14 protein-coding genes are annotated in these 13,262 nt (G+C 67.1%); 9 read left to right on the plus strand and 5 right to left on the minus strand.

Features of this window, described 5'->3' with window-relative positions:
- Positions 1 to 23 precede the first annotated feature (23 nt).
- The gene (locus ACQ5SA_RS02710) at positions 24 to 353 is read right to left on the minus strand and encodes a DUF3817 domain-containing protein (protein ID WP_312787966.1); all 330 of its coding nucleotides are present in this window, start codon (positions 351 to 353) and stop codon (positions 24 to 26) included.
- Between the two features lie 134 nt (positions 354 to 487).
- Complete coding sequence (locus ACQ5SA_RS02715; protein ID WP_499312518.1) at positions 488 to 1,423, minus strand: TIGR03571 family LLM class oxidoreductase; 936 nt, start codon at positions 1,421 to 1,423, stop codon at positions 488 to 490.
- Between the two features lie 54 nt (positions 1,424 to 1,477).
- On the opposite strand from ACQ5SA_RS02715, the gene ACQ5SA_RS02720 reads away from it, so the two are divergent.
- The 5 genes from ACQ5SA_RS02720 (at position 1,478) to ACQ5SA_RS02740 (ending at position 5,360) form a co-directional block, all read left to right on the plus strand.
- Complete coding sequence (locus ACQ5SA_RS02720; protein ID WP_499312520.1) at positions 1,478 to 1,957, plus strand: GNAT family N-acetyltransferase; 480 nt, start codon at positions 1,478 to 1,480, stop codon at positions 1,955 to 1,957.
- 99 nt (positions 1,958 to 2,056) lie between these two features.
- Positions 2,057 to 3,580 carry a thioredoxin family protein gene (locus tag ACQ5SA_RS02725; protein ID WP_499312521.1) on the plus strand — a complete coding sequence of 508 codons (1,524 nt, stop codon included), beginning with the start codon at positions 2,057 to 2,059 and terminating at the stop codon, positions 3,578 to 3,580.
- 240 nt (positions 3,581 to 3,820) lie between these two features.
- Complete coding sequence (locus ACQ5SA_RS02730) at positions 3,821 to 4,450, plus strand: superoxide dismutase (RefSeq protein ID WP_363733544.1); 630 nt, start codon at positions 3,821 to 3,823, stop codon at positions 4,448 to 4,450.
- Positions 4,447 to 5,022: a flavin reductase family protein gene (locus ACQ5SA_RS02735; protein WP_499312523.1), complete on the plus strand. Its 576-nt coding sequence runs from the start codon at positions 4,447 to 4,449 to the stop codon at positions 5,020 to 5,022. Before ACQ5SA_RS02730 ends, ACQ5SA_RS02735 begins: the two co-directional genes overlap by 4 nt.
- Positions 5,022 to 5,360 carry a tetratricopeptide repeat protein gene (locus ACQ5SA_RS02740; RefSeq protein WP_499312524.1) on the plus strand — a complete coding sequence of 113 codons (339 nt, stop codon included), beginning with the start codon at positions 5,022 to 5,024 and terminating at the stop codon, positions 5,358 to 5,360. Before ACQ5SA_RS02735 ends, ACQ5SA_RS02740 begins: the two co-directional genes overlap by 1 nt.
- 4 nt (positions 5,361 to 5,364) lie before the next feature.
- On the opposite strand, the gene ACQ5SA_RS02745 is transcribed toward ACQ5SA_RS02740, so the two are convergent.
- Positions 5,365 to 6,513 carry a fatty acid desaturase family protein gene (locus ACQ5SA_RS02745; RefSeq protein WP_499312525.1) on the minus strand — a complete coding sequence of 383 codons (1,149 nt, stop codon included), beginning with the start codon at positions 6,511 to 6,513 and terminating at the stop codon, positions 5,365 to 5,367.
- 13 nt (positions 6,514 to 6,526) lie between these two features.
- Positions 6,527 to 7,597 carry a ferredoxin reductase gene (locus ACQ5SA_RS02750; RefSeq protein ID WP_499312527.1) on the minus strand — a complete coding sequence of 357 codons (1,071 nt, stop codon included), beginning with the start codon at positions 7,595 to 7,597 and terminating at the stop codon, positions 6,527 to 6,529.
- Positions 7,598 to 7,689: 92 nt separating this feature from the next.
- Here ACQ5SA_RS02750 and fabR point away from each other — a divergent pair, with 92 nt between their 5' ends.
- The 3 genes from fabR to ACQ5SA_RS02765 all read left to right on the plus strand — a co-directional run bounded on the left by fabR (position 7,690) and on the right by ACQ5SA_RS02765 (position 11,240).
- Positions 7,690 to 8,346 carry an HTH-type transcriptional repressor FabR gene (gene fabR / locus ACQ5SA_RS02755; protein WP_033831321.1) on the plus strand — a complete coding sequence of 219 codons (657 nt, stop codon included), beginning with the start codon at positions 7,690 to 7,692 and terminating at the stop codon, positions 8,344 to 8,346.
- Between the two features lie 196 nt (positions 8,347 to 8,542).
- A complete protein-coding gene (locus ACQ5SA_RS02760; RefSeq protein ID WP_499312529.1) occupies positions 8,543 to 10,702 on the plus strand; it encodes a TonB-dependent receptor plug domain-containing protein in 2,160 nt (719 codons plus the stop codon).
- A complete protein-coding gene (locus ACQ5SA_RS02765; protein WP_499312530.1) occupies positions 10,692 to 11,240 on the plus strand; it encodes a thioredoxin-like domain-containing protein in 549 nt (182 codons plus the stop codon). Before ACQ5SA_RS02760 ends, ACQ5SA_RS02765 begins: the two co-directional genes overlap by 11 nt.
- Positions 11,241 to 11,308: 68 nt before the next feature.
- Here ACQ5SA_RS02765 and mntR read toward each other — a convergent pair whose 3' ends face one another.
- Complete coding sequence (mntR, locus tag ACQ5SA_RS02770; RefSeq protein WP_499312531.1) at positions 11,309 to 11,779, minus strand: manganese-binding transcriptional regulator MntR; 471 nt, start codon at positions 11,777 to 11,779, stop codon at positions 11,309 to 11,311.
- Positions 11,780 to 11,895: 116 nt separating this feature from the next.
- Here mntR and ACQ5SA_RS02775 point away from each other — a divergent pair, with 116 nt between their 5' ends.
- The gene (locus tag ACQ5SA_RS02775; protein WP_230109954.1) at positions 11,896 to 13,227 is read left to right on the plus strand and encodes an Nramp family divalent metal transporter; all 1,332 of its coding nucleotides are present in this window, start codon (positions 11,896 to 11,898) and stop codon (positions 13,225 to 13,227) included.
- Positions 13,228 to 13,262: the final 35 nt, after the last annotated feature.

Genomic DNA, 13,262 nt, shown 5'->3' on the forward strand with positions numbered 1-13,262 from the left:
ACGGGCATGCACCCGCGGGTGCATCACTGCCCTGCGCGTACCGACAGCAGGCCGCGACGCTTGAACCACCATTCCAGCGGCAGGGTCACCAGCGGCGGAATCGCGGCCAGCAAGGCCAGCCCCGTTGCCCACCATGGCCAGCGCAGGCGCAGCGCCGCGAACAAGGTCACCGCCACGTAGACCATGAACGCCACGCCATGCAGCGGCCCGAACAGCTTCACCAGCGCGACGTTGGCCTGCGGGCCGTACTTGAGCCACATGCCGACCAACAGACCGGCCCAGGTGATGGCCTCGATGAAGGCGACGATCGCGAACAGGCGTCCGGTCGGATGCAGCGGGTTGCGGTGGGTCACGCAAGGCTCCAACAGTGGATATCAAATGCGAATGATACGCAGATGCGAACATTCCGGACACCGAGGGTAGCGCCGGGCCATGCCCGGCGGGCGGTAGAGGCGAACTTTGGAGCTGTGTCCACCAAGGTGGACACCTACCGAAGCGTGTCCGGCAGGATCTGCTCGCCGATCTCACGCAGCACCTCGTCCATCGGCCGGCCGTTGTCGACCAGGTTGAACATCACATGCGCCACGCCCTGCGCGTGCACCCGCAACAGGTAGTCGCGCAGGCCATCGCGGCCCACCTTCAGGCCCAGCGGCAGCGGTTCTGCCGGCGCAACCGGGTCGGCCTGCAGGTCCAGCAGCATCGACTGCACGAACGGTTTCGGATCGCCGCCGCGCTGGGCCAGGGCCTGCTGCCACAGCCCGATGCGCCCTTCCTGCGCGGTTTCTTCGCGGTGATAGGTCGCCCAGCCTTCGGCTTCGCGCGCGATCCACTGCAGACTCTGCCGTGCAGTACCGACCACCAGCATCGGAATGCGCGTCGTCGGCGCGGGCAGTACGTCGTATCCACCGGTTGCCTGCAACACTGGCGCACGCTCGGACGGTTCTGGCGACAGCGCCGCACGCAGCAGCGACCAGCGTTCGCGGAAGGTACCTGCCCTGCCCTGCAGATCCTCGCCGAATGCTGCGAACTCCTCAGGTCGATCGCCCGACCCAAGGCCCAGGACGAAGCGCCCACCGCTGATCCGGTCCAGGCTCAACGCCGACTTCGCCACCTGCAGCGGTTGCCGCAATGGCAGCACGATGGCCGCAGTGCCGATCACGATGCGTTCGGTCGCCGCGGCCAGCATGCCCAGCCACAGGAACGGATCATCAAGCGCACTGGCGGTCGCATCCGGCCCCTGCGGCACCATCAACGGCACATCGCGGGTCCACAGCGCGGCGAAACCGAGATCATCGGCCAGCCGCGCAATGCGTCGCGCCTCATGTGGAGCGGCCAGGCCGTGTGCGGCCACCGGCGTCATCAGGCCAAGGCTGAGGCCCTGCGTTGGGAACAAGCGTGCATGGGCGGGATTGAAATCAGTCATGCCGCCAGCTTAGCGTGGGGCATTGATGCCGTCCCGCCACAGGAAGTACCGCGCATGACCACGATCCGCCCCGCCCATGTCGATGACCTGCCCGCGATCAGCGCGGTGTGCATGGCCGCCTTCACTGCAGCCGTTGCGCCCATGCTCACCGCCGAGGGCATCGCCACGTTCGGCACGGTGGCCGCAGCGTCTGCGTTCGCCGAACGCCTGCAGGGCGACAACCACATCCTTGTGGCCGAACAGGAAGGCCGGGTGGTCGGCGTGGTTGAACTGAAGGCCGGCCAGCATCTGGCAATGCTGTTCGTCGCGCCGGAGCTGCAGGGGCAAGGCATCGGTCGTGCCCTGCTGCAGGCGGTGCTGCCGCAGGTGCGTGGCCCGCAGATGACCGTGCGCGCCTCGCTCAACGCGGTGCCCGCCTACGAACACTATGGATTCGTGCTGGATGGTGACGTCGGCCAGTTCAACGGCCTGATCTACCAGCCGCTGGTGTTGACCGTGCCCGCTCCGGTGGGTGCGGACCCTGGTCCGCACTGATGTGCAGCCCACATGCCGTGCTGCGCGTGCGACATAAGCAAACTGCATCAGCCAGCACCCCGACCGTTCCTACAATGGCCCATCACCCTGTCCTTCGAGATGCTGCCGATGCGCGTCGCGCTTTCCATGTTGCTGCTGGCCTCGGCCCTGAGCGCCTGCTCTCCCGCTTCCGCTCCGGTACCGACGGCGCAGGCGACATCCGCCGCCCCGGCCTCCGCCATCGCCTGGCGTCAGGGCGATGTGGATGATGCCTTCAACGAAGCCGCCGAGAGTGGCAAGCCGGTGCTGCTGTACTGGGGCGCGATGTGGTGCCCACCTTGCAACCAGCTCAAGGCCGGGCTGTTCAAGGATCCGGCCTTCATCGCATTGACCGGAAAATTCGTGCCGGTGTACCTGGACGGCGACGAGGAAGGCGCGCAGGCGTGGGGCGAACGCTTCGGCGTGCGCGGCTATCCGACCCTGATCGTGCTCGACCCGCAGCGCAATGAAATCACCCGCGTGGCCGGCGGCAACGACGCGGCCGAACTGACCCGGGCACTTACCGTCGCCGCCAGCCGCCGCAGCGCCGTTGCTGAAACGCTTGCGACCGCGCTGGCGACGCCGGCCAAGCTTGGCGCCGAAGACTGGCAGGTGCTGGGTGACTACGGCTGGGAGGTGGATGCCAACCGCCTGGCCGGCAAGCGCAGCACCCAGGACGTGCTGCAGCAGCTTGCCAAGGCCGCACCCGAACCTGCGCTGCAGCGTCGCTTCGGGTTGCTCGCCTTGGCTACAGCCGAGAAACCGACGACAGCGCCCACCCAGGTACGCGAACTGTTGCAGGCCGTGCTGGCGCAGCCGGCGGAAGTACGTCGCAACCGCGAGCTGCTGGGGTATGCCGGCGCCGGGCTGGTCAAGCAGGCCAGCGCCGGTCCGGCCAGCAGCAATGCCCTCGGCCAGCAGCTGCTGGTCGCGCTGGAACGTGCCGATACCGCGCGTGGTGATCGCGCTGATGATGCCCTGTCACGTGCGCTGACCGAGCTGGCTCTGGCCCGCCAGCAGCAGCCCGAGGGCGCGCTGCCGGCAGCCCTGGTTGAGCGGGTAAAGCAACGCGTGGCCGCCGCCGATGCCGCCGCCACGGACGCGCATGCGCGCCAGGCCACCATCAGCAGTGCGGTCTACGCGCTGCGTCAGGTCGATGACAATGCGGGCGCCGAGGCCCTGCTGCTGGCAGAGCTGAAGCGCAGCGAGCAGCCTTACTACTACATGCCGGAGCTGGCTGAACTGGCCGAGCAGCGCGTTGATACCGCCGGCGCCCTGGAATGGTTGAAGCGTGCCTACGAAGGCGCGCAGGGTCCTGCGACGCGCGTGCAGTGGGGCGTGCTGTACGTGGAAGGCCTGCTGCGGCTGGCGCCGGATGATGCAGCGCGCATCGAGCAGGCCACCGAGGCGTTGATCGCCGAGCTGGACAAGCAGCCATCCGGCTACCACCAGCGCACCCGCCAGCGCTTTGAACGGTTGGCCGGCCAGTTGCAGGCGTGGAGCGCGACGCACAAGGGTGCGGAGACGCTGGCACGGTTGCAGCAGCGGATGCAGGCCGCGTGTGGTGATCAGGTTGATAGCGCCTGCAAGGATTGGTTGAGCTGACGCCAGACGCAGGATTCGACGGATAGGGGTAGTGCCGGCCGCTGGCCGGCAGCCCCGATCATCACGAGCTGCCGGCCAGCGGCCGGCACTACCCTGTTGCTTCTGCTCTCGCCTTTGACGTCGCCTCCGCGCCGACAGCGCCCGCTTTTCAATCACGTGGCTTGACCTCAACCAATGTTGAGGTGCGATAACAGTCTCCCCACGGCCACACCCCTGGCCTTCCCCACGGAGACTGTCTCGATGTCGTACTCGCTTCCCGCCCTCCCCTATGCCTACGACGCCCTCGAACCGCACTTCGATGCGCGCACGATGGAAATCCACCACGGCAAGCACCACCAGACCTACGTCAACAACCTCAATGCCGCGCTGGAACAGGCGGGCCTGCCGGCGCAGCCGGTCGAAGTCCTGATCGCCGACCTCGATGCCCTGCCCGAATCGATCCGCGGCGCAGTGCGCAACAACGGCGGCGGTCACGCCAACCACAGTCTGTTCTGGACCGTCCTCAGTGCCAACGGCGGCACCGCCGATGACGAACTTGCCGCGGCCATCGATCGCGACCTCGGCGGCTACGATGCCTTCAAGGAAACCTTCAGCAAGGCCGCACAGACGCGCTTCGGCAGTGGCTGGGCATGGTTGACCGTCGATCGCGATGGCCGCCTGCAGGTCGAAAGCAGCGCCAACCAGGACAGTCCCCTGATGGGCGCAGCGGCGGGCGCCTCCGGCAATACCCCGATCCTTGCCCTGGATGTGTGGGAGCACGCCTACTACCTGCATTACCAGAACCGCCGCCCGGACTACATCGGCGCGTTCTTCAACCTCATCAACTGGGCCGAAGTCGGCCGGCGCTACCGCCAGGCCAGGGCCGCATGAACGCAGACTCCGGTGCATACGCCGGGCCGTGGGCAGGGGTCTTCCCCGCTCCGGCACCGGTGCCGTCGGTCGGCCTGCCGCCACGCGCGCTGCGGCGGTTGCTCGGCCATTTCCCTACCGGCGTGGCGATCGTCTGCGCGCGTGATGCACAGGGAAAGCCGCAGGGCCTGACCATCAACTCGTTCGTGCCGATCTCGCTGCAGCCGCCACTGGTGCTGTGGAACCTGGCCCTGCATGCGCAGAGCCTGTCCACGTTCCAGCGCGCCACCCAGTTCGCGATCAGCGTGCTCGGCGCCGGACAGGAAGCCTTGGCGCGCCGTTTCGCCGACCCGCAGGTGCGCCATCGATTCGCCGACGTGCCCTTGCTGGACGACGGCGAGAACGCGCCACCGCGTATTGCCGGTGCGGTCGTCCACCTCACCTGCACCCGCCACGCGCAGTGGCCGGTCGGCGATCACCTGCTTCTGGCCGGGCGCATCGTCGACGTGCGGGAAGAAGGCGGCGCACCGCTGCTGTTCCATCGCGGGCGCTTCCAGGCGGGTCCGATGGAAACCCTGGTGGAGGTGCGCTGATGGACATCAACACGCTGGAAAAGATGCTCGCCGCCGGCAAGGACAGCGCGCTGCTGCGCTTCGGCCTGGGCAAAAGCTGGCTGGACGCCGGCGATCCGGTGCGCGCAGCCACCCACCTGGGCCGTTGCGTGGTGCTGGACCCGGATTATTCGGCGGCGTGGAAGCTGCTGGGCAAGGCATGGCTGGCCGGTGGCCAGCCACAGGCGGCGCGCGAGGCGTGGCAGCGCGGGCTCAGCGTGGCCGGCAGCAAGGGCGACCAGCAGGCCCGCAAGGAGATGCAGGTGTTCCTGCGCAGGCTGGACCGCCAGTCGCCTGCGCTGTTGGCGAACGCCGGCTGAACAATCAGCCGGCGTTGGCCGACACCGGTGCCGGCATGATGTCCGGCATCGGCAGGCGGCGCGGCTTGCTCGGGAAGGCGTGGCGCAGGATGCGCCAGACCACCTGGGTGAACTGCCGCGGCAGCGAGCCGTTGTTGTAATGCTGGCCGTAACGACGGCAGATATCCTTCACTTCCTTGGCGATCGCCGCATAGCGGTTGGCCGGCAGATCCGGATAGAAGTGGTGCTCGATCTGGTGGCTGAGGTTGCCCGACAGCACGTTGATCACGAAACCACCGCTGATGTTGGACGAACCGCGCAGCTGGCGCAGGTACCAGTGGCCGCGCGATTCATTGCGCAGGCATTCCTTCGGGAACGTTTCCGATTCGGCAGTGAAGTGCCCACAGAAGATGATCACGTAGGTCCAGATGTTGCGCAGGCCGTTGGCCACCATGTTGCCCAGCAACACCGGCAGGAAGAACGGACCGGCCAGCAGCGGGAAGAACACATAGTCCTTCAGCACCTGGCGGATCATCTTGCGTGCCACCGGACGGGTCTGCAGCCACATCGCGCGGCTGCTGATGCGGCCCTTGAACCAGCGGCCCAGGCGCAGATCCTGCGCAGCCACGCCCCACTGGAACAGCAGCGCGAAGATCGGTGCGATGATCGGCTGCAGCAGGTAGAACGGCTTCCAGCGCTGTTCCGGGAAGATGCGCAGCAGGCCATAGCCGATGTCATCGTCCATGCCACGCACGTTGGTGTAGGTGTGGTGGCGGAAATTATGGGTCTTGCGCCAGTTGTCGGCGGTGGCAACGATGTCCCATTCGTAGGTGTTGCCGTTGAGCTTGGGGTCGCCGGTCCAGTCGTACTGGCCATGCATGACGTTGTGGCCCAGCTCCATGTTCTCCAGGATCTTGGCCAGCGCCAGCAGCAGGGTGCCGGCGATGCAGGCCGGCCACAGCAGCGGCGCCCAGAACAACGGCGAGAACGCGCCCAGGAACAGCAGGCTGCGGCCAAGCACGCCGGACCAGCGCACGGCAGCTGCGACGCGGCGGATGTAGCGGGTGTCGGACGCGCCGAGGCTGCCGATCACACGGTCGCGGATCGCATCGAGTTCCTCACCAAACGTCTGCATCTCGGCAGGGCTCAGGGCACGGTCGGTAGCGCGGGTCATGGCAGCGGGGTCCTCAGAGATCCAGGGTCAGGTCGGTGGTCGGCGCGCTCACGCAGATCCGCACCGGCACGGCCGTTTCGGACTGGGTGTCGCCGGTGCGCAGGTGGCGGGTGGTGCCACTGACGCGTTCACAGGTGCAGCTGTTGCAGATGCCCATGCGGCAGCCGTGCTTGGGCGCGATGCCCTGCGCCTCCAGGCTTTCCAGCAGCGAGCGGCCACGCGGCACGATCAACCGCCGGCCGCTGCGGGCCAGGGTCAATGCGACCTCGCCCAGACTGTCGGCATCACTGAGTGCGGCCGGTGGGGTAAAGGCTTCCGCCTGGAAACCGGCCACCTGCTGGGCCAGCCGCGTGCGCGCGGCGGCAACGAAACCGTCCGGGCCGCAGGCCAGCACATGGCGCTGCGCCAGCGGGGTGTCGTCACCGGCAACGGCCAGCGTGTGGCTGTCGATACGCGCAGCCGGCACGTCGCCTTCGCGGGTGGCCAGCAGGTGCACGCGCAGGTTCGGATGCGCCGCAGCCAGCGCCAGCAGTTCATCGCGGAACTGGAACGCCGCCGCGCTGCGCTCCCAGTAGAACAGGTCGACCGGCGCAGCCAGCGGGCGCTGGCAGGCGTCGCGCAGCAGGCTGCGCATGGGCGTGATGCCGCTACCGGCCGCCAGCAGCAATACCGGCGCGGCGGCAGGCATGTGGAAATCACCGAAGGCCGCATCCAGCCGGAACAGGTCGCCCGGCTTGGCATGTGCGACCAGATGCTGGCTGACCTTGCCGCCTTCCACCGCCTTGACGGTAATGGCCAGCTCGCGGCGACCCAGGCGGGTCGGGCTGTAGCTGCGGCGCAATACACGCCCCTCAAGCTCAACGCCGAGGGTGACGTGCTGACCGGCGCGCATGCCGGCCCAGTGCCGGTTGCAGCGCAGGACCAGGGTCGCGGCGCCCTCGCCGGCCGGCTCGCGCCGTACCAGGCGGGCCATCGGCTCACGCAGGGTCCACAACGGATTCAGCTGGCCCGCCCAGAAGTCGAACAGCGACGGCGACAGCCAGCGGTACGGGGAAAGCAGGGAAGGTCGGACGACAGCGCTCATGGGCGCACTATACGGCCGCACACACAGCTGTGTATACATGTGTATATTGCACCGGATTGGGTATGATTCAGCCTTGCCCCACCGGAAGTGCCATGGCCGCCGCCACCGTTCTGTCTCCGCCTGAAGATGCCAACAGCCCGGCCCGCCGTACGGTGAGCCGCGAGGATCTGTTGGCCGCCGCGTTGAAACTGATCGGCCCGCATCGCAGCCTGTCCACCCTCAGCCTGCGCGAAGTCGCGCGCGAGGCCGGCATCGCACCCAACAGCTTCTATCGACAGTTCCGCGACATGGACGAACTGGCCGTCGCCCTGATCGACGTCGCTGGCCGCTCACTGCGCACCATCATCGGCGAAGCCCGCCAGCGCGCTACGTCCAGCGCCACCAGCGTGGTGCGCGTGTCGGTGGAAACCTTCATGGAACAGCTGCGCGCCGACGACAAGCTGCTGCACGTGCTGTTGCGCGAAGGCGCGGTCGGCTCGGACGATTTCAAACACGCGGTCGAACGCGAACTGCACTACTTCGAAGAAGAGCTGCAGCACGACCTGGTGCGCTTGGCCGCCTTGGATGGCGCGGTGCTGTACAAGCCGGAACTGGTGTCGATGGCGATCACCCGGCTGGTGTTTGCGATGGGCGCTTCGGCCATGGACCAGCCTCCGGAGAACGACCCGGAACTGGTCGAACAGATCTCCACGATGATCCGCATGATCATCGTCGGCGCGCGCACTCCCGCCGCCTTCCGTCGCGGCTGACCCCTTCCGGTGCATGACCACCGGCACACTTCCGTGCGCATTGTGTAATGTTATAACACTCTAATTCGAGTAAAGGCCACGGTCCCGCCGCAAGCTGAAACGGCAATATAGCAATTGCTATATTGATGACCTTCTGCTTTCATGTGCGCCAGCCAGGTCGCCCTCGCCGCCCTCCCTCCCCAAGGACGACGCCCTCATGCGCATTGCTGCCTCCCTTCTTCGCCGGCTGCCGCTGGCTGCCGGTATCGCCGCCGCCCTGCCACTCGCCGCGGTCGCTGCACCGCCCTCACCTACCGAGCTGGACCGGGTGCAGGTGAAAGTCAGCACCGCCACCCGCAGCGAACGCCTGCTGTCGGACGTGCCGATCCGCACCGAAGTACTGCGCAAGGAAGACATCGCCCTGCGCGCGGCCACCGATTTTTCGCGCGCGGTGGAGCTGATCAACGGCCTGCGCGTAGAGAGCAACTGCCAGAACTGCAACACCAGTGAAGTGCAGCTGCTGGGCCTTCCCGGTGCCTACAACCAGCTGCTGTTCGATGGCATTCCACTGCTGTCCACGCTGGGCAGCGTGTACGGGCTGGAACAGATTCCCGCCGGCTTCGTCGACCGCATCGAAGTGGTCAAGGGCGGTGGTTCGTCGCTGTATGGGCCGGGCGCGGTGGCCGGTGTCATCAATCTGATTCCGCCGCTACCTGCCCGCAGCGGTGGCCATGTGCAGGCCGGCGTGGATGTGCTGAAGGGCACGCCGCAGAAGAACGCCGACGTCCGTCTGGATCTGGTCGCCAGCGAAGCCGACGCCGGACTGTCGGTGATCGCCCAGCGCAACTGGAACAGCGGCATCGACTACAACGGCGACGGCTATACCGAGATCACCCGCAAGAACCTCAAGGTCGGTGGCCTGCAGGCCTGGTATGGACCGAATCCGGGCACGCGCCTGCGGCTGGACCTGCAGGTGACCGATGAAAGCCGTCGCGGTGGCAACCGCCTCGACCAGCCCGAACACCTGGCCAACATCGCCGAATCGCTGGATACCAACTACCGTCGCGGCAGCCTGTCATGGGACCAGGAAGTGAACAGCGACGTCGACTTCCGTCTGGCCTACGCCTTCGCCGACATCAACCGCGACAGCTTCTATGGCGGTCTTGGCGATGTGGTCACCGATCCATCGGCGCCCGGCTACGATCCTTCGCAACTGGACCCGACCGTGCCCGGCAGTGCCGCATCACGCTCGTGGCGCCAGTACGGGCGCACCCACAACCCGCTGCACTACATCGACAGCCAGTTGAACTGGCGGTTGGGTGCACACACGCTCGCGTTCGGCGTGCAGTACAAGCATGAGGGCCTGCGTGACGACAACCGCGATGGTGCCGGCCAGCGCCTCGCCGTGCTCGAGGATGCGACGTTCCACAACCTCGGCGCGTTCGTGCAGGACGAATGGAGCGTACGCGATGACGTCGACCTGGTGCTGGGTGCGCGCGTGGACAAGAGTTCGGAACTGGACAGCGCCGTGTTCTCACCGCGTATCGCCCTCGCCTGGCAGGCGACACCTCGGCTGAAATGGCGTGCGGGCGTCGCCACCGGCTTCCGTGCGCCGGAAATCTTCGTCGAGGATGTCCACGTCGATACCCTCGGCGGCGAGCAGGTGCGCGTGCGCAACACCCGTGGCCTGAAGGAGGAGCGCGCGCTGACCACGCTGTTCGGGTTCGACTGGCGCTCCGACCCGGCCGACCCGGTCTGGAGCTGGGATGCCACCGCGTCCTATGCACGCATCCGTGACACCTTCGCGCTGGGCGAGATCCAGCGCGGCGATGATGGCCAGCTGACACAGCTGCGCTACAACGCGTCCGGCTCGAACGTACTGGGCATGGAAACCAACGTCGGCTGGCAGCCCTCTCCGCAATGGCGGCTGACGGCCGGCGCGTCGTGGTACCGCTCGCAGTTCCGCGAGCCGCAACGCATCTTCGATGACACCGCCGACGGCGGCGATACGGTGATCGACAGCCGCGACTACCTGAAGACGCCGCGCTGGACCGGCGTGGCCCAGCTCAGCTGGATGCCGGCCGAACCCTGGGAGACGTTCCTGGCGCTGCGCCACACCGGATCGATGCCGGTGCTCAACAATCGGCTGGGCGAACTGCACCGCACCCGCGCGTTCCTGGTCACCGATCTCGGCGCGCGCTGGCATCGCCACCTGGGCGCACAGGCACAGCAGGAAGTGTCGGTGGCGGCCGGGGTCAAGAACGTGTTCGACCAACGACAGAAGGATCTGGAAAGCGGCGCGCTGCGCGACAGCGACTACGTGTACGGGCCACGCTTCGCCCGCTCGTGGTACGTGAACCTGCGTTATGCGTTCTAGCTGGCTGCCCGCACTGCTGCTGGCACTGGCATCGCCGGCCGCGGCGGCCGACCTGCACGCGCAGGTCTCGGCGTCGCTGATGCGGCCCGAGCCACGTTCCCTGCGGCCGGTGCAGTGGTCGCCACCGCCAAAGCTGATCGCACTGTACTTCGGTGCCGACTGGTGCGCGCCCTGCCACGCCTTCGTGCCAACCCTGCGCGGCGTGCGCGACGCGCTGCGCGAGGCCGGCGCCGATACCGAAGTGGTGTATGTCAGCCTGGATGAAAGCGAGGCGGCGCTGCGGCGCTACATGCAGCTGCAGGACATGCCGTGGCCGGTGCTGGACCCGCGTCGCGCGAAGCGCATGCCGGCACTGCAGGCATTGGCGGGCCCGGCACCCCCCAACCTGGTGCTGATCGATGCGCAGGGCACGGTGCTGGCCAATGGCTGGCAGGGACGGCGCTACGGAGGCCTTCAGCCGGTATTGAAGGAATGGACGAAACGGGCGTGTGCGCAGGAACAGGCGCGCTGCCCCACTGGCGGCATTCAACCCCGGTAGCGCCGGGCCATGCCCGGCGAAATACGTGATGCGGCAACGCGCCCGCCGGGCATGGCCCGGCGCTACCGTTAGTCGGAACCGCCCTCGGCCTTGCGTACGAATTCGTCGAACAAGGCCAGCGTCTGTTCACTGACATGGTGCTCGATGCCCTCGGCATCACGCCGCGCGGTATCCGGGTCCACTCCCAGCGCCAGCAGGAAGCGCTCCACGGTCTGGTGGCGCTGGCGGCTGGCATGGGCCAACGCCTCGCCCTCGGGGGTCAGGAACACGCCGCGATACGGGCGCTGCACGACCCAGCCATCACGGGCCAGCCGGCGCAGCATCTTTGCCACGGTCGGCTGGGCCACGCCGAGACGGGTAGCGATGTCGACCTGGCGGGCCTCGCCGCCGTCGGCCAACAGGTCGGAGATCAGCTCGACATAGTCCTCCACCAGTTCCATCCGGTGTGCTTCGCGCACTTGCCGGAAGCTCTCGACCTGGCGCTCGGCCTCGATCAAGGGGGTGCTTTTCAGCGATGTCGAATCGTCCGTCTTGCCCACGCGTGTGCCTGTCCTGCAGTTGTCATCGGGTGCGAACCTGAATTCTGGACCAGTGACGCAGTAAAGACGATTGTTTCACATTGCTATGCGATATAGCAGTGGCTATATTGACAGCCATGAACACCGTCGCACCCACCGATTCTGCCGCCTCCACTCCGGCCAGCCTGGGTGCGCTCAACGCGTCGATTGCCGTGCCCGACAAAGGCCACTGGTGGTTCCGGCTGCTGGCCTTCCTTGGCCCGGGCTACATGGTGTCGGTCGGTTACATGGACCCGGGCAACTGGGCCACCGATCTGGCAGGCGGCTCGCGCTTCGGCTATCTGCTGCTGTCGGTCATCCTGATCTCCAACCTGATGGCGGTGATCCTGCAGGCGTTGTCGGCACGGCTGGGCATCGCCACCGGCATGGACCTGGCGCAGGCCTGCCGTGCGCGCTACCCCAAGCCGGTGAACCTGGCGCTGTGGGCGCTGTGCGAAGCGGCGATCATCGCCTGCGACCTGGCCGAAGTGATCGGTACGGCCATCGCCTTGAAACTGTTGTTCGACCTGCCACTGCTGTGGGGCGCGGTGATCACCGCGCTGGACACGCTGCTGGTGCTGCTGCTGATGAACCGCGGTTTCCGCGCGCTGGAAGCCTTCGTGATCGCGCTGCTGCTGGTGATCTTCGGCTGCTTCATGGTGCAGATCGCGCTGGCCGCGCCGCCGGTGATGCAGGTACTGGGCGGTTTCATTCCGCGCGCTCAGGTGGTCACTGATCCGCATGCGCTGTACATCGCCATCGGCATCATCGGCGCCACGGTGATGCCGCACAACCTGTACCTGCATTCTTCCATCGTGCAGACCCGTGCCTATCCACGCACCGATGAAGGCCGTCGCAGCGCGCTGCGCTGGGCCGTCACCGACAGCACCGTTGCCTTGACCCTGGCATTGTTCATCAACGCCAGCATCCTGATCCTGGCGGCGTCGGTGTTCCATGCCAACGGCCGCTTCGATGTGGAAGACATCGAGCAGGCGCACCAGCTGCTGGCGCCGATGCTGGGCGTGGGCCTGGCCTCCACATTGTTCGCCGTGGCGCTGCTCGCGTCCGGCCTGAACTCCACGGTGACGGCGACACTGGCCGGGCAGATCGTGATGGAAGGGTTCCTGCGCCTGCGCCTGCCGCCATGGCTGCGGCGCTTGATCACCCGCGCGCTGGCCATCATCCCAGTGGTGGTGGTCATCATGCTGTTCGGTGACCAGGGCGCAGTGAAGCTGCTGGTGCTGAGCCAGGTGGTGCTGTCGATGCAGCTGCCGTTCGCGATCATCCCGCTGGTACGGATCGTGACCGACAAGATGACGATGGGCGCGCTGGTGGCGCCGCGCTGGCTGGGCGGCATCGCCTGGGTGATCGCAGTGGTGATCGTGGTGCTGAACGTGAAGCTGCTGGTGGATACGTTCGCTGGCGGTTGATCCGCGCGCCGTGGGGCCGCCGGGGGTCGGATCCC

This window comes from Stenotrophomonas indicatrix, assembly GCF_050573115.1.
GTDB classification, from domain to species: Bacteria; Pseudomonadota; Gammaproteobacteria; order Xanthomonadales; family Xanthomonadaceae; genus Stenotrophomonas; species Stenotrophomonas lactitubi_A.